Source organism: Catenuloplanes sp. NPDC051500 (assembly GCF_044454585.1).
GTDB lineage: Bacteria > Actinomycetota > Actinomycetes > Mycobacteriales > Micromonosporaceae > Catenuloplanes.
Map to the genome: position 1 here is coordinate 80,195 of NZ_JBITDX010000002.1, position 26,037 is coordinate 106,231.

General features: G+C 73.1%; 4 protein-coding genes. 2 read left to right on the plus strand and 2 right to left on the minus strand.

What is annotated here, in order from left to right:
- The first annotated feature begins 132 nt into the window (after window positions 1-132).
- Window positions 133-1,470 carry a S8 family serine peptidase gene (locus tag ACIA8K_RS03715; protein ID WP_396054613.1) on the plus strand — a complete coding sequence of 446 codons (1,338 nt, stop codon included), beginning with the start codon at window positions 133-135 and terminating at the stop codon, window positions 1,468-1,470.
- Between the two features lie 165 nt (window positions 1,471-1,635).
- Here ACIA8K_RS03715 and ACIA8K_RS03720 read toward each other — a convergent pair whose 3' ends face one another.
- On the minus strand, window positions 1,636-3,747 hold the full coding sequence (locus ACIA8K_RS03720) for a hypothetical protein (protein WP_396054615.1): 2,112 nt from the start codon (window positions 3,745-3,747) through the stop codon (window positions 1,636-1,638).
- A 331-nt stretch (window positions 3,748-4,078) separates the two neighbouring features.
- Here ACIA8K_RS03720 and ACIA8K_RS03725 point away from each other — a divergent pair, with 331 nt between their 5' ends.
- Window positions 4,079-4,492 carry a YbaB/EbfC family nucleoid-associated protein gene (locus ACIA8K_RS03725; protein WP_396054617.1) on the plus strand — a complete coding sequence of 138 codons (414 nt, stop codon included), beginning with the start codon at window positions 4,079-4,081 and terminating at the stop codon, window positions 4,490-4,492.
- A 40-nt stretch (window positions 4,493-4,532) separates the two neighbouring features.
- Here ACIA8K_RS03725 and ACIA8K_RS03730 read toward each other — a convergent pair whose 3' ends face one another.
- Window positions 4,533-25,901 (minus strand): hypothetical protein, encoded by a 21,369-nt coding sequence (locus tag ACIA8K_RS03730; RefSeq protein WP_396054619.1) that lies wholly within the window; start codon window positions 25,899-25,901, stop codon window positions 4,533-4,535.
- Window positions 25,902-26,037: the final 136 nt, after the last annotated feature.

The window sequence follows — 26,037 nt, forward strand, 5'->3', positions numbered from 1 at the left end:
CCCTGACGCCGGGCCCGGAACCGCGCCCGGGGCGGGCGACTCGTCCGTTCCGACGGCGGATGACCTACCGTGACCGGGAGCGCTCCCCGGCGGTACGGAGTCCGGCGCGACGGGTCCGAAGAGGAGGTTGTCGTGGCTCACCACCCGGCCCCGCGAGGCCTGGCCGCGCTCCTGCTCGCGCTCGCCCTGCTCCTGCCCGCGCCCGCCGAAGGCGCTTCTGAGCAGCGGAAGTACCACGTGGTGGCCACGGCCGCGGACGGCAGCCCGGAGACGCTGTCGGAGATCGCGACCGCGCTGCTCGGCAATCCGGCGCGGGCCGCGGAACTTCTCGCGCTTAACAGCGGGCGGCCGCAGACCGACGGCGGCGCGATGATCGACCCGAACCGGCTGCATCCCGGCTGGATCATCGTGCTGCCGTGGGACGCGGCCGGGCCCGGTGTCGAGGTCGGGTCGTTGCCCGAGGTTCCGCGGGGCGGGGCCACCGCGGCGGAGTCCTGCCCCGGCCGCGGCCCGGACCAGGTCGCCCCGGACTCCCTGCCCTGGGCGCAACTGCGATTCGACCTGGCGGCGGCGTGGACGCACGGCCGGGGCGCCGGAGCCACCGTGGCGATCGTCGACACCGGCGTCGACGGCACCGCACCGGCGCTCGCCGGGCGCGTCCTCAGTGGCAGGAGCAGCGGAAACGGCGGCGACCCGGCCGTGGACTGCACCGGCCACGGGACCGCGATGGCCGGCATCGTGGCCGCTCGCGCCGCACGCACGGACGGTTTCAGCGGCATGGCACCGGAGGCCGAGATCCTGCCGGTCCGGGTGCCGGTGGCCGAGAACGGGCGGGCCGACCCGCGGGACGCGGCCGCGGCCGTCCGGCTCGCGATCGGGGCCGGCGCCGGGATCGTGGCGCTTACCGTGCCGGTCGACGCCGCGTCCGCCGAGGTCACCGCCGCGATCGACGAGGCGGTGGCGGGCGGCGCGGCGGTGGTGCTGCCGGCCGGCACCTCGGTACCGCAGTCCCGGCCCGGGTTGCTGCGGGTCGGCGCGGCCGGTGCGGACGGCGCGCCGGACGGGACCGCGCCGGGCGACGTGGTGGACGTACTCGCCCCGGGCGTGGGCGTGACCAGCCTCGGCACCGCGGACCGGCCCGCGGTGCAGGGCTCCGGCGCGGACTATGCGGCGGCGTTCGCGGCCGGGCTGCTGGCGCTGGTGCGGGCCGCCGCGCCGCGGCTGTCCGCGGCGGAGGCGGTCCAGGCCGTGCTGGACACCACCCCCGGGACGGACGCGGACCCCGGCTTCATCGATCCTGCCGCGGCGGTACGGGCCGCCATCATCACGCAGCCCACGCCGCCGCCCGGAGATCGGTCCGGCGGTGGCCCGCCGCTCGGGCAGATCGCGCTCGTCATCGCCGGTCTGGCGCTGTTCCTCATCGTCTCGCAGGTGCCGCTCTACCTGGTCCGTCGCCGACGTCACCGCTGACGGCGGCCCGGCCAGCCCGTCCACCGGCGCTATCGCCGACCGCCGCCGGCCGGCCCGTCAGTGGATCTGGATCGTCCAACGCGCGGACACGGCGGGGCCGAGGAAGACCGGGACGAGCCGGCCGGCGCGACCGCCGACCGCCGGTGACCGCCGCCGGCCAGCCCGTCAGTGGATCCGGATCGTCCAACGCGCGGACACGGCGGGGCCGAGGAAGACCGGGACGAGCCGGCCGGCGGTGGCGGAGGTCAGATCGCGGGCGGCCTTGGCCTCGGTGCCGTCCGGATCGGCGCAGAACACGACACGCGGCGTGGGCAGTGCCGCGCCCGGTTCCGGCAACGCCGGCAGACGGTCCAGGACCAGCAGGCCGGGCACGGTCTCCTCGCCGAGCACCGAGCCGACCGCGAAGACGCCGACCCCGTTCTGCTGCAGTCTCCGAGCGAACAGCGCGGCTTGCCGCCGGACCGCGTCCGCCGTGCCGGCGAGGGAAACGCAGTCGGGGGTACGGCCGAGGTCCACGTGCAACCACCAGTCATTGCGACGGCCGATCACCAGTGGGATGACGCCCTTCAGCGGCACATCGCCCTCAGCCAGCCAGGCGTAAGCCGGGCCGGACCGTCCGGCGGACACGCCCACGAGGTGGACGCCGGCCGGCCCTTCGTCCGCGAGCACCGTCTCGTTCAGCACCGGATCCGCGCCGCCGGGCTCGGGCAGGGGCGGCTTCGGCCCGGTCGGCTTGCGCCCGCCTGAGGACGGGCGGGCCGGGGTGGCTGACGTGGCAGCCCGGCTGGAGGCCGCGGTGATCTGTTCCTCGGCACGTGGCGCGGGCGGCTCCGGCGCGCCGAACGGGTCGCCGGGCAACGGCACGTCGACCATCGCGCGGCCGCCCGGGCCGAGGGCCGGGGCCGCGGTGGACGCGGAGGCCGTGGAGGCGGCGGCGAGCGCCGGGGACCGCCACAGGCCCGCCGCGGAGTCCGGGATCACCGCGGTCGCGGGTTCGGGCGTGGACGGCCGCGCCGGGGCAGGTGTCGCGGCGGGCCACGACGCGGGCGGCGCCTCGGACGACGCAACGGACGACGACGCCACGGACGACGACGTCATGGGCGCCGACATTGCGGCCGGCTGCGGGGGCGGGGCCGGTGTCGCGGCGGGAGGTGTCGCGGCCGGTCGCTGCGTCTCGAGGGGCGGCTCCGGTGCGGCCTGCCACGGCGACCGGGCTGCCGGGCCGGAGGTAGACGGGCCGGAGCCAGCCGCGCCCGAGGCAGCCGCGCCCGAGCCAGCCACGCCCGAAGCAGCCGGCTCCGTGGGTCGGGCGGGTGGCGCGGACTGCCCGGCCTGGAACGCCGGAGGCCGGACCGGACCGGCCGGGGTCTCGGGCCTCGGCATCTCGACGGTCGGCAGTTCGTCCGACTCCGCCGACGCCTGGTGAAGCGGAGGCCGGGACCGCTCGCCGGCATCGGTGGCGGGTCGTGGTGTGCCCTCCGGGACGAATCCGCCGCCCGATCCGTACCGGACGCCGGGGGTGACCGGGTTCGTGAACTCGTGGGTGGGCTCCGCCGCGTTCGCTCCGGGCGGGCCCCAGACCTGGCGGGGGTCCGTCGGCGCGGCCGCTGGGGTGTGGAGCGGGGCTGCGGAGGCGACCAGGTCGAGGCCGGCGTCCGGGACCTGCTCCGGCACGTCGTGGTCGGCCGGGGTGCCGGGCGGCGGGGGTGGCAACGGCGGGTCGCCGGCGCCGGGAGCGATCCGGGCCCGGTCCCGGGCCGCTGCCGCCGCCGCGGTGCGCGCACCGTTGTGCATGATGTTGATCAAAGCGGCGACGAGCATCAGAATCAGTACGAAGCCGACGAACCACAGGATCGCGATGCTCACGGAGGCCGAGGACTCGGGTGCTGCCGCGCCCTGCGGCGCCGGTGCGGTGGGGCGGGACGGCGCGGCGGCGACTGGCTGCACCGCGGGCAGCGGACCGTCCTTGACTCCCTCGCCTGCCGCGTCCGCCGGAAGCATCAGGATCCAGCCGGGCCGGATCTGGCCGCTGTCGTCGAGCGCGCCACCGTCCGGCTGGGTGCGGCCGAGGTTGAGCTGCGCGATCTCCCGGGACCGGTTGCCGTCACCGAGCGTCTTCAGCGCGATCGCGTACAGGTACTCGCGCTGGCCGTTCGCTGGGGTGCCGACCACGTAGTACTTGCCGGTGGCTGCCGGTGCGGCCTGTGCCGGGGCGGCCACCAGCGCGAACAGCGTGCCGGCCAGGACGGCGATCGCGAGTGCGAGCCGAGCCGTCATAGGTCAGTCCTTCCAGATCCGGCCGGTGGAGGTGGCCGGGACGCAGCCGCCGGCCGGGCCCGCCCGGTCCCGTGTCGGTCCCGCGACAGCCCGGTGGCGGAGCCGGTTCGTGCCGTTCCCGCACGCGGGAACGACTCCGGGGCCGTCGCACCAGGTGATGTCACGGAACCGAGGGACGGTCCGGGCGGGGGTCCTCGGGGTGGCACGGCCTGCGGCCGCTACGGGCGTGTGCGGGCGCAGGCAGGTGGTCGGCCCAGTGAAGCAGCAACATCCAGACGGCGTCACCGCCCTTGTTCGGGTGTCCCCCGTACCCGGTGCTGAACCAGGTCCGGTGCGGGTTCGTAGAAAGGCCGAGCCGGTGACGATCCGGCACCGCAACGACAGGAGCCGCAGCATGCAGCCGTTCAACCTGGAGCAGTTCGCCGCCCAGGCCCAAGCGATGCAGGACCACATCGCGCAGATGCAGTCGCGCCTGGAGTCCGCGACGGTCACCGAGGAGGCCGGGGACGGGCTGGTAAGCGTCTCCCTCGGCGCGCACGGTCAGGTCCGGAGCGTCTCGATCGACCCGAGCCTGCTCGACCCGTCCCGGCGGGACCTGGTGGAGAACCTGCTGGCCGACGCGTTCACCAGGGCCAACGCCTCGATGCAGAATCTGGCCGAGGACCACATGCGCCCGATCTCCGACAGCATCGGCAACCTGACCGGTCTGGGAAACGCCGGTCTGGATCGTCTCCGCAAGATGTGAGGACGCCGGCGTCCCCGGGGCCGTCCGCCCCGGGGCGCCGTCAGTCCATACAGGTCAGGACCAGCTGGGCGAAGGTCGCCAGCTCGGTCGCGCGGTCCCGCTTCGCCTCGGACATCCGGCCCACCTGGCGTACCCAGTTGACCCGGTCTGTCTTGTCGGCGAAGTACATCCGGTTGTTCCGGATGAGGTCCTGCGCCGCCTGCGGCACGCCGGTGCCGGGAGCGGAGTCAAGCGTCAGCCGCAGGGCCTCCATCACCGCCGCGTTGGCGCCGTGCGTGACATCGTCGTTCGCGCCGTTGGCCAGGTCGGCCAGGGTGCCGAGCGGAACTCTACCCTCGATGGCGGGTGTGATCAGGATTTCGGCCCGGCGGCCGGGGTCGGTCTCCGTGAGGTAGTTGAACGCGGTGTCCGCCTGGTCGGCGGCGGCCATCTCCAGGATCGCCCGGTGGGCCGACATCGACGCGTCGCCGGCCTGGTCGCCGCGGGCCACCGGGGCCGGTAGCTGCTTGACCTGGCCGTGACCGGCCGCGATGTCCCTGGCCGGACGGCGACTCAGAATGCGCTCGATCGCCGCACGGCCGGCCGGGCTCGCCAGTGCGTCGCGGTGCTGCGAGAAGAGCTGCCGCTTCAGCGTCCAGCCGCCCGCGCCGAGCCAGTGGTGCAACTCGTCGGAGAGCACATCGCCGTAGCCGCCGGTGACCGGGTCGGCGGCGGCCCGGGCCAGCGCGGACTTCGCGTCGTTCGCGGTGGCCGGCCGGGGCTGCTCACCGGGGAGCAGCACGTCCCAGGCGCGGCTGAGGTTGTCCAGGCCGCCGCCGGACGACTGGCTGCGCTGCACCGCCGGCACCCGGTAGGTGGCGAACAGGTGCCGGAACGGGTCCGGGCCGGTTCGGTCACCGAGCACCACGACCGGGCGTACGCCCAGCTCGTAGTACGCCTCGAGGACGTCGCCGAGACGCCGCTCGAGCGCGGTGGGGTCGCCGTGCCCGACCACCACCAGCGGGACCTCGCGGCCGTCGGCGGTGAGCGCGCCGTGCTCGGCCCGGATCCGGTGCAGGAACCGCTCGTCGATCCCGCTGCCGATGACGATGACGCCGTTCTGCGCCGTGACGCCGCGCGGCAGGCGCGGTTCCCTGCCGGCCGCCGCCGCGGGCCGCACCGGCGGACCGGACGGCTCCGGCTGCTGCGCGGGGCTCTGCTCGGACGGCGGTGTGTCGCCGAACGTGCCGCTGGAGCCGGGCTCGTCCCAGGCGCCGCCGTGCTCGCGCGCACCGTCGGGGTTGTCACCTTGCGAACGGGCCTCCTCGAACTCCGTGGAGTGCTCGGACCCGACGTCGGTCCAGTCCGAGTCGTGATCGGAGTGATCGGAGTGATCAGAGCGATCCGGGTGGTCGAAGTGGTCGAAATCATCGGAATCGTCGTCGGTCCGCGGGGCGGCCGGGGCCGTGGTCCGCACCCGCCGGTAGCCGATCGAGCTCTCGGGCAGCGTGGCGACGCCCAGGCTTCCGGCCATCTTCTCGAGCAGGTCCGCGACCGAGTCGACGTGACCCTCCGTCTCGAACGGCAACGTGACGAGCGGTTCTCCGGTCAGCGGCGCGCCGTCGCGGTCGACGATCTCGTGCTGGGCGCCGGGCAGCGGCGAACCGGACGCCACCGGTCCGAGGTGGGCGGTCCGGCCGGACTCCTCCGCGATCCACCCCTCCCCGATGTCGAGCTGCCGGGTGCCGGGCCGCATCGGCAGGCCGTACGGCAGGCCCAGCCGGCCGCGGGCCCACGTGTTGGCGGCGGCCCGGACGTGCACGTACTCGGCGACGCCGGCGAACACCGGCGCGCCGTGCGTGTCGACCGGGATGACTGTGCCGCTCAGCGCCGGCGCGGTGCGGAACAGGTGGATCGGCAGCCGCAGCACCGCCGCGCCCTCGATCGGGGTCGGGTTGCCTCCGGTCATGTCCTGGATGAGCAGGCGGTCGGCCTGGTCCTGTGCCTGCGCGGTGGTCCATTCCCGGTCGTACATCAGGTCCACGACCAGGTTCCGCTGGATGCCGCGCGGCAGCTTGGCGATCAGATGCGTGATCACCCAGGGCTGGGTGACCTCGGCGGTGACCACCAGGTTGTACGCGTCGTCCACCGGCGGCTCCGGCGACGCGGGCACCGGCACGCCGGCCCTGGTCAGGAACAGCTGACGGCCGCGGCGGAGCAGCTCGTACCCGGGTAGCAGCCCCTGGCGCAGGCGGTCCAGCTCCGGCGCCGGCCGCACCTCGGACGCGGGCGCCCGGAAGCCGGTGTCGAACTCGGTGAGCCGGGAGCCCCGGCTCTGCCCGATCCGCCCGAGCAGGTCGCCGACGGCGTCGGGTAGATCGGCACCCGGCGGGTACGGCAACGACAGCAGCGGGCGGTCGCCGTACCGGGTGCCGGTCGGGTCCACCAGGACCTGGTCCGGGCCGGGCACGGGCGACGTGCCGGCCGGGCCCAGGTGCAGGGTGCCGCCCGACTCCTCGACGGCCCAACCACCGGCGTTGAACAACCGGGAGCGGGGCTGCACCGGCAGGCCGTGCGGCCGGAGGTTGTTGGCGGGGTCGCGGGCCCAGGCCGTCCGCGTCGACCGGATCTCGAACGTCGTGCCGAAGACACCGAACGTCGGGTTGCCCTGCGCGTCGCGCGGGACCACGTACGGGCTCGCCGGCGGCACCTCTTCGAACTGGTCGCGGGTGACCCGGACGACGCCCGTACCGCCGGTGCCGTCGTCGTCGGAGAAGATCGCGGCCGCGTGCGCCCGCACCTCGGACAGCGTGAAGCTCCCCCGCAGGTCCACCACCAGGCGGTTCCGGACCTCCGGCGACAGGCCGCGCACCAGCTCGGCGACGACCGCGGGGTCGAAGCCGTCGCTGCTCACCACAAGGCTTGTGGTGCCCTCCCGCACGTCCGGCAGCGGGCCGTCCAGCACAGCGGTGCCGGACTCCGGCATCAGCAGGAGCCGCCCACCGGAGGTACGCAGCTGATATCCGTTGCGCAGGCCCGCGGTGAACTCGGCGGATGCGCCGGCCAGGAACTCGCTGACGGTCTCGCCGGGCCGCTCGGTGAACGCGTAGAGGCTGTCGTCCGGACGGTCCGGCAACGACGGGAAGTCCGCGACCGGCCGCCGGTAGGCGACGACGCCGGAGCTGCCCCGGACCGTGTCGACAAGCGCCTGCACGCCGGCCGGCGGGGTCCGGTCGCCGAACGGCAGCGACAACCGCACCCGTTCGCGCACCGGGTTGCCGTCCGCGTCCACGAGGATCGAGTCCGGCCAGTCCGTCGCGGGCCCGAAGTGCACCGCGCCGTCCCGCTCCTCGGCGACCCAGGCGTCGCCCGTGTCGAACCGGCGTCCCTCCAGGAAGTCCAGGTCGTGCGGCGTGGCCCGGTTGGCCCGGTCCCTGCTCCAGGCCGACTTCCGCGGCCGGAACTCGACGAACGTGGCGGACGCGCCGAACGTCACGCCGCCCTGCGCGTCGCGCGGGATCACGAACCGGCTCGCCGATGCCCGCTCCTCCAGCGCGCTCTCGGGCACCCGTACCACGACGTCGCCCTCGAGCGCCGCCCAGTTGTCCTCGGCGCCGCGCTGCACAAGCACCTGGTCGGCGAGGTCACCGGCCTGCGCCGGCGTGTAGGTGCGCCCGGCCGGCAGGTCGACCACCAGGCGGCGGCGTACCGACTCCGGCAGACCCGCGATCAGCTCGGCCACCACACTGAAGTCGGTGATCTCCGGCGGCAGCACCAGGTGGAACTCGGTGTCCGCTGGCGGCGGCGTCGTGGGGCGGCGCACCACGGAACCGACCGCGGCCAGGACGAACTGGTTGCCGCTGCCGCGCAGTTGATATCCGGTACGCAGGCCGGCGGTGTACCGGGACGGCGCACCGAGCAGCAGCTCACTGCGGGTGCCGTCGGGCGAGTCGTTGAACGCGTACACGCTGCGGGCCCGACGGTCCGGCAACGGCGGCAGCTCCGACACCTGCCTGCGGAAGCCGGGCGTGCCGCCGTTGATGGTGGTGATCAACGCCTGCACCGCTGGCGGCGGGGTCTCCGTGCCGTACGGCAGCGACACCCGTACCCGCCGGTTCAGCGGAGCGCCGTCCCGGTCCACCAGGATCACGTCCTGGACCACCGGCATGTCGTCGTCCGGCGCGAAGTGCAGGGTCCCGTCGTGCTCCTCGCCCACCCAGTCGTCGCCGACCTGGAAACGCCGGGAACGTGGTTTCGGCTCCAGATCGTGCGGCGTGACCCGGTTCGCCCGGTCCTTGCTCCAGGCCGACTGACTGCTGCGGTACTCGAACGTCACAGCTGTCGCGCCGAACGTCACGTTTCCGGACGCGTCCCGCGGGATCACGAACGGGCTGGCCGGCGGACGCGCCTCCAGATCGTCGGCGGACACCCGGACGACAGCGTCACCCTCCAGCGGCGCGCCGTCCCGCTGCCGCAGCACCCGGTCGGCGAGCTCCTGCACCCGCGCGGACGAATAGGTCCCGGCCGGCAGGTCGACCACCAGGCCGTCGGCCACCATCCCCGCCGGCAGACCGGAGACCAGCTCGGTCACCACTGCCGCGTCGAAGCTGTCCTCGGCGACCACCACGTTGCGGCGCCCGCCGGTGGGCGGCTGCAGCAGGGCGTCCACGCGCGTGCTCCGCGCCGGGGTGAGGTAGAAGCGGGAACCGGACGACCGCAGATGCCAGCCGGTACGCAGGCCCGCGGTGAACTCGGCCGGCGCGCCGGTCAGGAACTCGCTCACCGGGGCGTCGGGCCGAACGGTGAAGGCGTACATCCGGCCGGGACGGCGGTCCGGCAGCGATGGGAACTCGCCGGCCGGGCGGCGGTAGGCGACCGAGCCGGACCCACCTGTGATCCGCGTGATCAGGGCCTGCACCTCGGCCGGGACCTGCTCGCCGCGCGGCAGTGACACCGTCACCCGCTCGCGGACCGGGTCTCCCTGCGCGTTCACAAGCACGGCGTCGGCCGAGACCGGGGAGCCCGCGGCGGCCGGGCCGACATGGACGGTGCCCTCCTGCTCCTCACCGATCCAGCCGCCGCCGACGTCGAAGCGCCGGCTCTGTGGCGCGACCGGCAGCCCGTACGGCGTGACCTGGTTCGCCGTGGCCCAGGCGTTCGCCGTGGCCCGGAACTCGAACATCACGGCGTTCGCGCCGAACGTCACGTTGCCGTCGGCATCGAGCGGCGTCACGAACGGGCTCGCCGCAGGTCGCGTCGTCAGTTGCCCGCTCGGCACCCGCAGGACCGTGTCACCCTGGATCGCCACCGGCCTGCCGTCCCCGCCCGGCGTCGTCAGACCGCCGTCGGTGAGCCCCCGGACCTCCTGGACGGTGTAGGCACGGTCGGCGGGCAGGTCCACGGTCAGGCTGACCCGGTCGTCCGCGGGCAGGTCGGCGAGCGCGGCCGTGAGCATGGCGTTGGTCGCCGTGCCCGGCGCCAGCGTCAGGTGATGCCGGCGCTGTGCCGGGGTGGGCAGGTGGGCCGCGGTCGGCGAGGGCTGCCCGATCGGGGACAGGAACGACAGGTTCCCGGACCGGTGCAGGTGGTGAACGGGCCGGGTCGGGCGTGTCCTCCTGGTCACCCTCTCCGTGGTTCCCGGCGGATCCGTGGTTCCGGGCGTCCCGGTTCCCGGCGTCTCCACGAAGAGGTCGTCCGGGAGCACGGGGGTGCCGCTCTCCGGCTCCGGCGTGATCGCCGGTGGCGGCTCCGACGCGGTGAGGTCCGGCGGAGGGCTCGAGCCCATGTCGGGGTCCAGCTCCGGCGCGTCCTCCGGCATGGTCGGCGGGTCGATGGCCGGCAGGCCGGCCACCCGCCTGCGCAGCACGTCGAGGCGGGCGGCGAAATGCTCGTCCCAGGCGACCCGGTCGTACTGGTCCTTCTCCATCCGTTCCCGCAGGTCGGCAATCATCGCGGTGCTGATCACGGTGGCTGCGTGCAGCGCCTGTTCCGAGGCCTCGTGCCCGGCCAGGATCTGGCTGGACTCCTCGTGCCACCGGGTGGCGTTCCGGGCGACTTCGGCCTCCACGCCCACGTGTCCCGGCACCGGTACCGCGATATCCTCCCGCAGCCGCTGGACGAGCGTGTTCAGCAGCCCGGCGTCGATCTCCCCGCCCGGTGTCCCGCTGCGCATCCAGGCAGCGAACCGGGTGTCCAGGTCACCGAGGAGTCTGGTGAGCAGGTCCCCCTGCTCCGCGGGGCCCAGCGGGCGCATCTCACGCACCCGGTCGAACGTCAGGTGCGGGGTCAGCGCGTCGTTCAGCCGCGACCGGAGGTGGCCGGCCAGCCCGGGGTCGGTGACCGTCTCGTCGATCAGCTGCTCGGCCCGGCGCCGGGTGAGGTCGGCGGTGAACCAGGAGTCGGCCGTGTCCCGCAGGTGGCCCGCCCACCGGTTGCCGGCGGGCGTCTCGAACAGGTGGTCCCAGGCGCCGCGGACGGTGCCGTTCGCCGGGAACTCCCGCGCGAACGCCTCAAGCGCCAGCTCCCGGAACCGGGTCCGCAGCGAGTCCTCGGCGGCCCTGGTCATCTCCGTGGAGGGACGGGTGGCAAGCACGTCCTCGATGTTCTCGTCCAGGCGTGTCCACAGCACGGACGCGAACCGCTCACGGTTGCCCGCCGCCACGTGCAAGGACCGCAGGTGCACCTCGTCCTGGTACGCCTCGAACCGCATTCGGACCATGAGACCGGTCTTGCCGTCGAGCGGGAAGAACGCGTCGAAGTCGTGCAGGACGGAGTCCCGCACGGCCCGTGCGGCGTTGCTGTCCCGGGCGTCCGGCGGCGCCGTGTCCCGCAGACGCTCGTCGAGTGCGGCCCGCTCCGCGGCCCTGGCCGTGACCTGAGGAAGCCGTTGCTGCAGCGTGCCGAGGTGGGCGTCCAGGATCGCGTCACCTGCGGCCCGGTCGAAGTCGGCGGCCTTCAGCTTGACGTCGAGAATCTTCATCACCACGTCGCGCCGTTTCGCGGCGTACGTGGCCTCCGGCCCGTCCGTGCCGTACCGGCTCAGGAGCGGATCGGCCGTCTCGTTCCACTTACGGAGGAACTCACTCCGGACCTGCGCGGCGGCAGCCGGATCGAGAGCCGGGCGCGGTGTGGGTGTCGTCCCGCCCGGCGTGGGCGTGGTCTCACCGCTTGGGGTACGGCCACCGCCGGTCACCAGGTCGCCGGGCGCCGGGTCGGCGGCCTCGGCCACCCGCGTCCTCAGCAGCTCGATGCTTCCGGCGAACCTGCCCTCGAAGACCTCCCGGCTGACCGGTGACGTGCCTCTCAGCGCGGTCTCCAGGTCTTCCATCACCCGGACCCGGAGCTGCTCGGCGGCGTCCCACGCCGCGTCGAACTTCGGCCCGGCGTCGTACCTGTCGACGATCGGGTTGACCGCCTCCTCCCACCGGGCCTGGTAGGCGGCCCGGTCGGCATCGCGGCCCGTACCTGCCGGTACCGGGGCCACGGCCTCCTGCCGCAGCCGGTCGGTGAGCGTCCGTACCAGGCGAGGGTCGGCGCTCTTGCCAGGTGTGCCGCTCGTCAGCCAGTCGGTCACCCGCGCGTCGAGGCCGCGGGCGTCGCCCATCAGCAAGCGGGTCTGCTCGGCAGCCCCCAGCGACGGGAGCTGACCGGCCCGATCGAAGACGGCGGCCGGCGTCAGGTCTTCGGCAAGTCTGCCCCGCACGTGGCCGGCGAGCCCGGCGTCGGTAATGGTCTCGTCGATCACCCGTTCCGCCCGCAGCTGCATGGTCCGGATCGTGAACCAGTTGTCGGCCGTCTCCCGCAGGTTGTCCGCCCAGCGGCGCCCCTCGGCCGAGGTGAACAGGTGGTCCGGCCTGCCCGGCAGGCTGCCGTCCGCCGGGAACGCCTCGTCGAACTCGCGTTGCACCGCCGCCCGGAATTCGGCCCGCACGGACCGCGCCGCCGCCCAGGTGGCGTCCGTCCAGGTGCGACCGTTCATCACGGCCTCGACGTGCCGGTCCGCACGGGTGGTAAGCGTCTCCGCGAACCGGGCGCGGTCGGCTGCCGCGGTGAAGTGCGCCTGAAGCGCGCCGTCGCCCTGGACCGCTTCCCACATCTGGTACGAGACCCGCTCGGTCTGGCCGAAGGTGCCGCCCGGCGGGAACTGGTAGTCGAAGTCGGCCAGAACCTCCCGGTGCACGGCCTCGGCGGCCTCGCTGCCGCGCATCTCCTCAGGGGTACGCCGCTCCAACGCCGCCTGCAGGTCGTGGCGCGCGGCGTTCCGGGCGGTGGAGTGCTCCAGCCGCTCAAGGACCCGGGTGTCGGGCTGCCGGCTCATCGGACGTTCGAGCGTGAACGTCTCCGTGCCGTTCCGGTTCGGCAACGGCGCCGTGGACGGGTCGTCCCCTGCCCGGGTGCCCGATCCGGGCCGGGTGAACTCGGTACCGGGCCGGGTGGAGACCGACGGCGTCTCGGTGCCCAGGGGCCGGGTCGTCCCGGGCGCCGTCGGGCGGGGCGTCACGGTGCCGGGCGCCTCGGTGGCCCGGTCCACGGCGCCGCCCACGCTCTTCTTGAACGAATCGAGGCCACCGGTGAACCGTGCGTCCCAGACGTCCCTGTCGAACTCGCCGCGCAGCTGCTGGTCCAGGTCGGCCTTCATCCGCGCGTGGAATCCGTCGGCCAGCTCCTGCGCCGCGGCCCGCCCGGACCCGGACGTGCCGTACCGGTCCAGGACCGGTGCGATCTCCGCATCCCACCGTGCGTCGAACCGGACCAGCTCCTCGGCCCGGAACATCCCGCCGCCGTACTCTCCGCTGTAGACCTCGCGGTCCACCACGCCGCGCACGTCCCTGCGGAACGTCTCGACGCCACCGGTGAACGACGTGTCCCAGCGGTCCCTGTCGAACCCGCCGTTCTCTCCGCGCAACTGCTGGTCCAGCTCGGTCTTCAGCCTGCCGCGCGACGACTCGGAGAAGTGCGCCGCGGCCGCGCGATCGGCTCCGGACGGCCCGTAACGGTCAAGGACCGGTGCGACCTCCGCGTCCCACCGGGCGTCGAACTTGAGCAGTTCCTCCGCCCGGAACATCGCGGTGCCAACGCCGTCCTGCTCCATCGCCCGGTTGACGACCGGGCCGACCTGCTTCTCGAACGACGTGACGCTGATGGTGACGGTCTCGTCCCAGACCGCCCGGTCGAACTCACCGTTCTCCCCGCGCAGCCGCTGGTCCAGGTCGGCCTTCATCCGGCCGCGGACCGTTTCGGCGAAGTCCTTCGCCGCCGTCCGGGCGTTTCCGGTCGTCCCGAACCGGTCCAGGATCGGGTTGGTCGCCATGTCCCAGCGGACGTCGAACTCGGCCAACTCCTGCGCCCGGTACATCGCGCCGCCGAACTCGGTCGCGGTGCTGCCGTCCTCGCCGGTCCGGAGCGGGGTGACGGAATCCAGGCGCTTCCTGAGCACTCCGAGGCCGGCCGTGAACGACTTCTCCCAGCTCGCCCGGTCGAATCGCCCGCTGCCGGTCAGCCGGCCGTCCAGATCCTTCATCACCGCGTCGCGGATCAACTCGGCGCTGTCCGTCGCCGGCTTGGAGTTGCCCTTGCCTTCCAGGAGCGGGGCGGCTTCACGGTCCCACCGCGTCTGCCACGCGGCCATCTCCGATTCGTAGTCCGGCTTGTTCGGGGTCGGGACGGCCACCTCGTCCAGCCTCCGGGCAAGCGTGGCGGTCAGGTCCGGGCGGATCGAGCCCTGCTCGGGTGCGCTCTTCAGCCAGGAGCCGACAGTCGGCTCGAGGTCGTCGACAAGGCTGGTGACGACCCTGCCGTGCTGGTCGGGACGGCCCAGCTGAGGAAGATCACGCGCCGGGCCGAAGCTGAGGCGGGAGGAGAGCGCGTCGTTGAGCTTGGCCTTCACGTGCGCGGCGACGGCCGGGTCGGGGACGACCGCGTCGATCGTCTCGCCGGCCCGCGTCTGGGTCAGCTTCACCGTGTACCAGGTGTCGACGACGTTCCGCAGGTCGGCCGCCCACCGTTCGGCGGCGGCGGTGTCGAACCGGCCGTCGGACGAACCACGCGCGGTGCCGTTCGCCGGGAACGTGGTGTCGAACTCGTTGCGCACCATGGTGTGGAACTCGGAGCGCCACGAGTCCGCGGACGCCCGGGTCCCGTCAGTCCAGGTGCGGTCGGCGATCATGGCGTCGAGCTGCTCGTCCACCCGGCTCTGCAACGTGGTCGAGAAGGCGTCCCGGTGGGCCGCCGCGTCGAACATGCCGCGCAGCTCCGCATCCGAGTAGGTGAGTTCCCAGGTGGCGCGGTCCGCGGAGCGGAGGTCCGCGCCCTGCGGGAAACGCTTGTCGAACTCGTCGAGCACCGACCGGCGTACCGCCTGCGCGGACGGGCTGTCCGGCGCCTCCACCGGGCTCAGCCTGTTGAGGCGCGACTCCAGCACCGCACGCACGACGTCGCGGCCGGCCGGCTCGGCGGCGCCACGGAACCGCGTGTGCTGGTCGACCGCGGCGTCATGCAACCGGCCGGCGAAATCGTCGACGGTACGGTCCGGCAGCGGCTGGCGCAGGCTCACGTTGCCGCCGTACACCTCGTCGAAGTGGCTGAACCACGCCGTGCCGTACTCGCGGGAGAGTGCGCGGTTCGCGATCGGCCCGCCCCGGCCGAGCAGGTCGCTGAAGCGGCGGCCGGCATGCGACAGGGAGCTCGACATCAGCTCCTCGAGGCGAACCCGGGTGCCCATCTCGCTGCGGATCGACAGCACCTCCGCCTCCAGGCGGTCGGTCGCGGACCGCACCGACTCCGCGGAGAACTGGTCGTGCCGCATGGTGGGCCGCAGGTCGTCGGTGAGCACACTGATCCGGTCGTGGATCTCCGCGGCCATCCGCGAGATGCCCTCCGGGCTCACCGTCACGCCGGCCTGCCGTGAGGTCAGGACCAGGTCGTGTACCAGGCTCTCGACGAGCTCGTCCCGGCGGTTCTCGAAACCGGCCTGCCGGCGCGGGGCCGGGCCGTCGTAGGCCGCGCCGACAACCCGGAGCCGCTCGGTCACGAACGTGTTGGCGTCGGCGAGGAACTCGTTGCGGGCCGTACGGAGCCCGTCCGCCAGGCCGAGCCGTTCGCGGTGCCACAGCATCGACTCGACCAGGCGGGTCTTCAGATCCTCGGTCATCGACGTCCGCAGGTCGCGTGCCGTCTTGCCGGCCCGGCTGCTCGAGAACAGCTCCTCGCCTACCGCATCATTCCAGCGGCTGACCGCGACCTCGGTCCGCCGGTGGAGCGTGACGTTCAGATCCCTGGACAGGCCGGGCGCGGCGTTGAGGTAGTCGCGCAGGCGCTGCCGGAGGCCCGCGTCCGAGGCGTCCCAGGTGGAACGGTGTGCCGGGTCGAACGCGTCGCCGCGGCCGAACCCGTCCCGCCCGCCGAACCGGCCGGAGATCACCGAGTTCGTGCTGATCTGAACGTCGCGGACGAACGCGCGCACGCCGAGATCGATGTCGGCCTCGCTCAGTTTCAGCTCGGTCTTCGCCCGGTGCACCTCGAAGGTGACGTTGTTGCGGAAGCGGTCGACCTCGTTGCGGTGGAACGCGTCGTACCGCAGCTCGGCCCGCATCTCACCTAGCGACCGCTGCCAGGAGGCCTCCGCGTTCTTCCAGGTGATCGAGTCGACCGCCGCGTTGTCCCGCAGCACCGGGGCGAACGACTCCTCGAACTTCGAGTGGAGCTGGTCGGAGAACCGGCTGCGCCACGCCATCTGCTCGGAGGCGGGAACGTTGTGCAGGAAACGGAACCGCGACTCGTCTCCGACGAACATCGCGTCGAGACCGGACCGGCCGGTGTTCGACCCGCTCGTGCCGAACAGCTCCTGGGACTGCACCCGGCCGTCGTTCAGCACCTCGTCGAACGTCCGGTCCGCGTCCGGCCGCAGCTTCTCGATCTCCTTGGCCGTGTCGACTTTGGACTGGAAGGACGCGTCGAGCTGTTCGGTGCGGTCACCGAACTCGACGTCCCGGTGGATGGTGTCCAGCCGCCGTTTCGGAAGCGGATGCGCCGTGCCGCGCGGCTGTTCGCCAGGGGCCGTGGACGGCTCGTCGGGTCCCGTCTTCGCGGGCTTGCTCAGCCCGGGGAAGTTCTCCGGGACCAGGTGCGTGCCGTCCCGGCCCAGCGGGGACGTGCCGACCGGCACCAGGTCGCCCGCCGACTCCCGGACGAAGGCGGTGTGCAGTTCCGGGGCGCGCACGCCGTCGGCGAGATCGGCGACGGTACGGTCCGGGAGCGGCCCGCGCAGCCCGGCATTTTCCCCGCCGAAGGCCGCGTCGAAGTGGGTGAACCACTCCCGGCCGTACTCCTGGCTCAGCGCGCGGTTCGACCGGGGGCCGTCCGGGCCGAGTCGTCCGCCGTACCAGTCGCCCGCGGTCCGCACGGAGGCCGACAGCTTCTCCTCGAACCGTACCCGGGCGCCCATCTCGGCCCGGATCGCGTCCGCCTCGGCGGTGAGCCTGGTCTTCGCGGCCTGCACCGACTCCGCCGACCAGCCGTCGCGCTGCAGGCCCGGCCGGGCCGCGTCGTGCAGGTCGTCCAGGCGTCCGCGGATCTCGGCCGCAAGCCGTGAGGTGTCCGCGGAGCTCAGCCGGACGCCGGGCCGGCGGACCGTCTGCACCAGGTCGGCGTGCAACGAATCGACGAGCGTGTCCCGGTGCGACTCGACGTCGACCTGACGGCGTGGGGCCGGGCCGTTGTAGATCTCGCCGAACTGCCGTACCCGGCCGGCCACGGCCTGATCGACGGAGGCGTCGAGGTCGTCGCGGATCGACCGCAGGCCGTCCGGGGAACCGAGCCCGTCCCGATGCGTCAGGACCGACTCGACCACGCGGGTGTCCACCTCGTCGGCGATCGACGCCCGCAGGTCGGCCGTCTTCTTCGCCACCTGCTCCGGCGACAGCGCCACGGTGCCGAGGCCTTCGTTCCAGCGGTCGAGCTGCCCGCCCACCCGCCTGTCGATCCGGGTCTTCATCTCGGCGGCCAGCTCGGGGGTGCGCTGCAGATAGGTGCGCAGACGGTCGCCCAGACCGGCGTCCGCCGCATCCCACGCCGGGCGGTGTGCCGGGTCGAACGCGTCGCCGCGGCCGAACCCGTCCCGGCCCGCGTAACCGCCGGAGACAAGTGAGTCCGAGGTCATCTGCACGTCACGGGTGAACGCGCGCACACCGAGCGCGATGTCGGCGTCGCTGACGCCGTTCTCCCGGGCGGTCCGGACCGCCTGGTCCACGGTGTCCCGGTGCCGGCCGATCTCGTTGCGGTGGAACGCGTCCAGCTTGAGCTGCGCCTTCATGTCCGCGGACGCCCGAGCCCAGGTCGCCTCCGCGTTCTTCCAGCTCAGCGAGTCGACCGCCGCGCCGTCCCGCAGCACGGGGGCGAACGTCTCCTCCATCTTCGCGTGGTACTCCTGCGTGAACCGGCTCCGCCACGCGGACAGCTCCGCCTGCGGCAGGTCGTGCAGGAACCGGAACCGCGGGCCTTCGGCTTTGGGGGTGGAGCCGTCCAGGGTCCGGCCTGGGCGCGGCGCGTCCGTGCCGAACAGCTCCGCCTCGATCTCCCTGAAGCGGTCGGTCCTGTTCGACGGGCCGGTCGGCGCCGCCTTGGTCTCGTTCCGGCCGAAGACCGTCTCGGCGTGCACGCGCCCGGCGCTGAGCACCTCGTCGAAGATCTCGCCCGGCTTCGCCCGCAGCGTCTCGATGTTCTTCGCGGTGCCGGTCCGGGCCGTGAACGCCTCGTCGAGCCGGGTGATCCGGGCCTCGAAGTCCGCGATCTGCTCCGCGGAAGGTGCGCTCTCGTCCCGTCCGGGCAGCGGGCGTGCCGTACCGGTTGCCCGGCTCGGCGCCAGGTCCGGCCCGGGACGTGTGGCAAGTCCTGGGTAGTTCTCCGGAACCAGGTGCGGCGCGTCCCGGCCGAGCGGGGACGTGCCCACCGGCACCAGGTCGTCGCCCGACTCCCTCAGGAACAGCGGGTTTGAGACGTCCGGGGCCTTCACCGCGCCGGCCAGGTCGGCGATGGTCTCCTTGGACAGCGGCCCGCGCAGCCCGGCGTGCTCGCCGCCGAAGGCCTCGTCGAACCGGGTGAACCACTCCTTGCCGAACTCCTGGCCGAGGGTACGGTTCGCCCGCGGGCCGTCCGGGCCGAGGAACTCGCCGTAGGAGAAGTCGGCCGTCCGCAGCGACTCCGACAGCCGCTCCTCGAAGCGGACCCGGGCCGGCATCTCCTGCAGGATCTGCTGTGCCTCGGCGTCGAGCCTGTCCGTCGCCGACCGGACCGACTCCGGCGAGTACCCGCTCTGCTCCAGGCCGGGCCGCACCTCCTCGCCGACGGCCCCCATCCGCTCCCGCACCTCGGTCGCCAGCCGGGTGACGTCCGCGGAGTTCAGCCGGACGCCTGGCTGCTGCACCGTCCGGGCCAGGTCGTCCATGAGCCCGCTCGTACGCTGCTCACGGTACGTCTGGTAGTCGAGCTGCCGACGCGGCGACGAGCCGTTGTAGACCTCACCAAACGGCCGCATCCGGTCGGCCACGGCCTGGCCGACCACTGAGTCGAGATCGTCGCCGACCGACCGGGTGCCGTTTGCCGAGCCGATTCCCTGGCGCTGGCGCAGCATCGACTCGACCACGCGCATGTTCACGTCGTCGGCGATCGAGGAGCGCACGTCGCCGGCCTGCTTCGCCACCTGGTTCGCCGTCAGGGCGTCGTCGCCGAGTGCGCTGTTCCACTTCCCGAGCTGGCCGTCGACCCGCTGGTCGAGCAGGTTCCGCATCCGGCCGGCCACGTCGGGCGACCGTTGCAGGTAGTCGCGCAACCGGCCACCGAGGCCGGCGTCCATCTCGTCCCAGGCCCCGCGGTTCGCCGGGTGGAACGCGTCGCCGTTGGTGAAGCGCCGGTTCATCACCGAGTCGACTGACATCTGCACGTCGCGGGTGAACGCGTTCATGCCGAGCGCGATGTCGGTGTCGGCGACGCCGTTCGCCCGCGCCTCCTGCACCGCACGCTCCGCCGCCGCGTGGTGCCGGCCGATCTCGTTGTGCTGGAACGCGTCCAGCTTCAGCCTCGCCTGCAGGTCGGCGGACTTCTGGTTCCAGGAGTCGACAGCCTTGTTCCAGGCCGGTGTGTCCACGGTTGTGCCGTTCCGGACCAGCGGCGCGAACGTCTCCTCGAACTCCGCGTGGTGCTCCCGCACGAACCGGTTGCGCCACCCGGCCTGCTCGGCCTGCGGCAGGTCGTGCACGAACCGGAACCGCGAGTCGTCGCCCAGGTTCGCGGCCCTGGCCTTGCCGCTGCTTGAGCCGAGCACATCGTCGAAGATCTTGTGCGGGTCGCCGCGGAGGCCCTCGACGGCCTTCGCCGTGCCGGCCTTCGGCTGGAGCGATGCGTGCAGCTCCTGGACCTTGGCCTCGAACTCGGCCATCCGCTCCGGCGACAGAGGCTCCGGCCGCGGCAACGGCTGGGCCTCGCCCTTCAGCTGGCTGGGCAGCGTCTCCGCATCGGGGCGGGCGTGCAGTCCGGGGAAGTCCGCGGGGACCAGGTGCGTGTCGGAGCGGCCCAGTGGCACGACACCGGCCGGCACCAGGTCACCGCCCGTGTCGGCCCGGAACACCCCGTTCGGCGTGGGAGCGGGCGTGAACTGCGCGTCGAGGGCGTCGAGCCGCGTGCCGAAGCCGTTCTCGTTTGCGCGCTCGTGCGCGAGCCAGGCCTGGTTCTCGAACTCACGGCTGCCGCCCAGCTCCCGGCGGGCGCTGACCCAGTCGCTGCGGAACCGGTCCGCGAGCGCGTCATAGGTCTCGGGCGAGAGTACATCGTGGGTACGGTTGCCCCGGGTGCCCATGATCGTGGCGAACTCGCCCGCTGCCGCCGCGGGCAGCCCGTTGACCTTCCCCTCGAGGGTGATCCGGTAGCTCAGATCCCCCGCGAGCGCCTTGAGCTGCTTGGCCCAGACCCGTCCCTGCATCTGCGGCTCGGTGTGCCGCCGGGTGAACAGCCCGGTGCCCTTCGAGTCCCACAGCTCGACCCGGAGTTGACGTACCGCGCCGTGCCAGGACTTCTCCAGGCGTGCCCGCTGGGTGGCGTCGAGGTGGCGGTCAGCCAGCACGGACCGGTTCTTCTCCGACATCGCCTTGTGGAACGAGTGGTCGGCGACCTGCGACAGCGACAGGTCGTCGTCGAGCCGCTCCCGTGCCTCGACAAGCCGCTCACGGACGGTCTGCGGCTTGGCGGCCGCCTGTGACGCGCCCGGCCGCCCACCGGCCGGCGGCGTGGTGGTGGAGGTCTGCGGTGTCTCGTTGACGGTCCGGACGGTACGGAAGAACTCCACTCCGGCCTGGTCGAAGTGCTCGGCGGCGAGCACCCGCTTGTCCGGGCCGCGCTCCCCGGCGTACCGCGCCGACACCTCCTGGAACATCTTCTGCGCCGCGTCGCGGGCCTTCGGGTCACGGATCCGCTGCGACTCGCGCCAGGACGCCTCGCTGCCGGGCCAGTCCTTCGGCATGGCGGCGGGCGGCTCGGCCTGCCGGGGGTTCGCTGCCGCCTCGCTCCACCGGGCCTGGAACGCCGTGGCGCGCTTGTTGATCATGTTGCCGGCGTCGGCCGGGCTGGTCACGCCCTCGCCGCGGCGGCCCCAGGTCTCCTGGCGGAAGGTCTGGACCTCGCCCTCCCAGTCGCCCCGGATCACCGCGGCGTCCTCCGGGCGCAGCCGGGCTGCCAACTCCGGGTTCGCGTCCGACCACTGGCGGTAGGAGCGAGCGATCGCGGCGTCCGGGTCGTTGCCGCGCAGCCGCAGCTCCTGCTCGAAACGGGCGCGGTTGACCAGGTCCTGCCGGTTCTGCGTCTGGGCCTTGTCCATCCGCCTGGCCAGCTCGCCCGCGTTCCCGGGGAGCTTGAACGGCTCGGCACGGCCCGGCTTCTTGTCGGCCGGGCGGACCTTGATCTCCCCGACGTCCGCGCCGAGCCGGTTGAGGCGCGCGGTGTACGCACTCTCGGCGTACACCGCGGCGGCGTCGTCGAGCTTCTGCTGCCACTGCTCGTGCTTGCCACCTGTCGTTTCCGGGGCACGGTGGATCTGCGTCGGGTCCTTGCCCCAGATCGCCTTGAAGTCCGACTCGAGCTGCCTGATCGTGTTGTTGCGGGCCTGGGCCGCCTCGCCCGGCCGGAGCTGCAGTTTCCCGGCGTTCGGGCCGAACTGGTCGAGGTCCGCGACGAGGCCCTTGCGGACCACGCCCTCGATGGCGCCGGTCCGCTCCAGCGCGGCAGCCGCCCGGCCGCCGTCCTCCGCGGCGAGCCGCTGGGTGGTGACGCGGTGCACGTCGGCGGAGCGGGCGTACGGGCCCGCCTCCTCCCACGCCCCGTTGTGGATGCTCTCGGCCCTGGTGCTCAGGTCGGCGCGGGTGGCGTCACGGGCGGTCAGCGGCACGTCGTCGCCGTTCGTCACCCGGCCGTTGACGTGCATGTCGACGTAGTCGTCGAAGCCCTTCCGGTAGCCGCCGAGCCCCGTGTTGCCGTCGGCCCGGTCGCCCAGCGGGGCGGTGGTCTCGCCGTCGCGGAAGCGATTGAACGCCTCGCCCCGGATCCGCGCGTTCCGGCCGCCGACCGTGGCGGGGTCGCCGCCGAGCTCCGTGAGCCTCGCGTCGAGCTGCGGGCCGAACTCCCGGGTGAAGGCAGTCTCGATGTCCTGCTCGCGCTGGGCACGGGCGGTGAAGCCGTCGCGCAGCGTCTGCCGCTGGGCGTTGAACGAGGCGTCGTCGCCGCGGGCCGAGGAGTGGGCGGCCCGTACCGCGTCCGCGTGGTCGTTCGCCGCGCGTTGCAGCGACGTGGGCGAGATCTGCGTACCATCGGCGCCGTTGATCTTCTGAGCGCCTGCCCAGGAGGCCTCGTTCGCCACCGTCTTGTCGACGGCCGCCGCCTGGTCCAGGTCGCGCTGCGCGCTCTGGACGCGCGCGTCGATGCGCTGGGACAGGTCACCGCGGCTCATCGGTGACTGGCCGCCGGACGCCGCACGCCAGTCCGCCAGGTCGCTGCGGACTCCGGCCTCGAACGAGCTGCGGACCGTCTCGCTGTTGGTCGGCGGAGCGTCGCCGGTGGCCGCGCGCGCCGCGAGCGAGTCGAACGTGCCGGTGATCTTCGCCAGGTCACCGAGCTCGGTGACCCGCTGGGGAAGCGAGCCCTCCCACTGCTGCCGGATCGTGGTGAGCTGCTTGCGGGTCGCGTTCGGCCCGGCCTCGTTCACCGCGACGCGCAGGTCCTCGGCGACGCTGGACCGGATCGCCGTCTTCGATGACTCGAGCCCGGGGTTCGCCTTGATGTAGGAATCGACTGCCACGTCCGGCTTCTTGCCCGCGAGGAAGTGCTGCCGTTCGAAGTTCATCTCGGTCTGGATCCGGCGGCCGACACTCGCCTCGACGTCCTCCATCGGGCGCCGGCCCGCACCCGCGCCGGCCAGCTGCGCGTCACGCGCCACGTCGGCCTGGACCCGCTGCATGCCCTTCTCGCTCAGCCACGTCGTCGACGGCTGCTGGGCCTTGACCGCGGCGAACTCGTCCCGGACGAACGTGCGGGCGCTCTGGGCGATCTCGTCCGGCGTGTTGCCGGTGATGCCGCGCGCCGGCGTCGGCGTCTGCGAACCGGTGGGCGGGTCCCCGGCCGACGTGCCGGGCCGGGTGGGTACCGGAGAATCCGCGCGCGACGACGACATCGAGCCCACGTCCGGGTGGCGGGTCGACGCCTCCAGGCCACGGTTGATCACCGGAACCTCGAAGTGATCGTCTATTCCCGTCCGGCTCGACGACGCGAGCGACGAGACGGTGTCGTTCTCACCGGCGATGCTGCGGCCGCTGAGCGAGGAGACGTCGTCGGCGCCGACGTCCCGGGTCGACCGCATGATCGACGGGTATTCGTCGAAACCACCGATGCTCCGGCCGCCGATCGAGGCCGCGTCGTCGAAGCCGTCGCCGTCCCGGCCGCGGGGCGGCTGGCCGGACCCGCCGTCGAAGCGGGTGGACGGGCTCTCGAAGCCCTGCGTCGGGCGGTAGAGCGATTCGGGCGCCGACGCGGACGACGGGCGCGTGGGCGGGGTCGGTGGGCGCTGCAGCGCGGAGACCTCGCCGCCGGCGGCCGCAGAGGTCGTCGGGAGCTTGTCGACCGGCTGCATCGGCGGGCTCGACACGTTCGACGTGTCCGCGGGCAGGCGCGAGGACTCGAACGACTCGACCGACGGCCTGCGGTGCACCGAGGCCGCGTCGACGACGCTCGGATCCGAGCCGGCCTGTGGCTTGCGGGCCGGCGGGAGCGCGGTGGCCGAGTCGGCGCCGGTACGCGGGGCATCCGGAGCCGTCCGGGGACCGTCCGGCGTGCGGAACGACTCCGGGGAACGGAAGGCCTCCCCGCCCAGCGAGCCGGGACGAGCGGTGTCCGGAGCCGGGCGCATGCTCTCCGGCGTCCGCATGCCCTCCGGCGACCGGAAGGCGTCGGTGACAGGCGTACCGGGGCGCGAGATGTCCGGCTGGGTGTGGAGCGACTCGTGCGAGCGGAGCCCTTCCGGGGACGGCGCCCGCGAGACGGTAGGTGTGTCAGGCATTCCTGCGGTACGGCCGCGCGGCGATTCAGGCGCGATAGGCGTGGAGCTGATCGCGTCTGCCGGGTTGTCGGTGATCGCGTGCACGTTGGGCTTGGCGGTGGTCGGCTGCAGCGGTACGGAGGTCCCGTCCGGCAGGTCGGCGGCGCTCGGCGTCCGGCTGGTGTTGGCCGGCGGCGCCAGTGCCTGGTGCGGGCCCGGCGCGTCGAGCTGGCCTCCGATGCTGCCCGGCGGGCGCATCACCACATCGCCGGGCCCGTTCACCGACGGCGCACGGCTGGGCGGGGCCACGACGTGCTCGCCGCCACCGCCGACGAACTGCCCGTTGGGCGACTGCACGACAGGCTTCAGCGGCACCTGGTTGCTTGTGCCGAACTCGCCGGACGCCGGGCGCTGGGTGATGTCGCCGGTCTCGATCGGGCGCTGCGGTGGGCCGCCTGTCGACCCGAGATTGCCCGGCAGGTTCGAGGGCGTGTGGAGCTGGTTGGACGCCTCGATCGACGGTGGCCGCTGCCCCAGGGCCGCCTCGGGGGCCTTGCCGTCGAGCCGCAGCGGTGGCGTCTGCAACGGATCGACAGGCGTGATGCCGGACTGCCTCGACGGGCCGGGCAGCGAGACGTTACTGCCGTTGTTCAGGTCCACCTGCGCGGACGACGACGGCGGCCGCTTGACCCCGAGGGTGCCGCCGCCGTTGGAGAGCGACGAGTCGGTGGTCCGGACGTTCTCCATCGACGGCCGGCGGCTGGGCGGCGGAGTGGCGCCCACGCTCGGCGCGATCGAGTTCTGCCCCGAGTTGGCGACGACCTCGGGCCGCAGCGGCGGGGCCGAGCTGGCCTCGACGTTCGCCGGCGGCCTGATGTTTGACACCCCTCTGGTGTCGACGGTGCCGGCGACGATCGGATTGTTGTTCGGCGTGTTGCTCGGGATGTGGTTGCCGGTCATCGGCGGCGCTTCGGGTACGACGCCGCCGTTCAGGCCGCGGTTGCCGCCGACGTTGCCGGCGTTGTAGATGAGTCCGGTGACGTCCTGGTTGTTGCCGGTGATCTGTTCCGGCCCGAGGCTCTTCGGGTCGAAGCCGGACTTGAACTTGCCACCCGGGCCGCTGAGGCCGTGCGCGTTGAAGGCCTTGAAGAATGCCAGCTCCAGCGCGCCGCCGAGGAGGATGTTGAAGACCGTGCCGGCCGGGTCCGGCTTGAACGGCATGGAGTGCGTGGTGTTGACCGCGGCCTGGATGGAGAGGTCGACGGCGGCCGCCCAGAACGCGCCGTTGACGAAGACGCCGATGTACTGCGCCACGCTCGACGAGATCATCGGGATCTTGCTGATGATGTTGGCGACCATCTCGCCGACGATGCTCAGCACCCGGCCCAGTCCGGCGAAGAGCATGGCGAGCCGGGCCGGCAGCGTGACGGCCATCAGCGGCAGCATCACGAGCATCAGGGCCATGCCGACACCGGTCAGGATGGTCATGATCAGGTCGAGGAGCTCCTGACCTTCCTTCTGCTTCTGCGCCTTGCGAAGTTCCGCGGCCATCTCGTCGAGCGAGTCGGCCATCGACCGGCACGCCTGGCGGACCTCCTTGACCCGGATGTTGATGGCCTCACCGGTCCGGTTGACCTCGACGAACGCATCACCGGTCCAGGTCACGCCCGGGAAGGGGAAGAGCGGGATCTCGTTCATCGGGTTGAAGTCGTAGCCGGGGTACTCCGACGCCTGGGCGAAGTCAGCTTCGATGATGCGGTTGACGGTGCCCTCGAGCATGCCGATCTGGTCACCGAAGAGCCGCCACTGAGTGGCCAGCGCCTCGATATTGGCCGGATCCGGACCGGTGCTGCCGTCTCCCACGTGCGTTACCTCCCGGGCTTCCCGCACAGGCCGTCCGGGGAGGTCCGGGCCACGCGGCGGTCCACACGGCAGTGGACCGAGCACACAGACGCTAGACGGCGTCGGCCCGCCCGCGACAGGCCCCGGAAAAGGGACG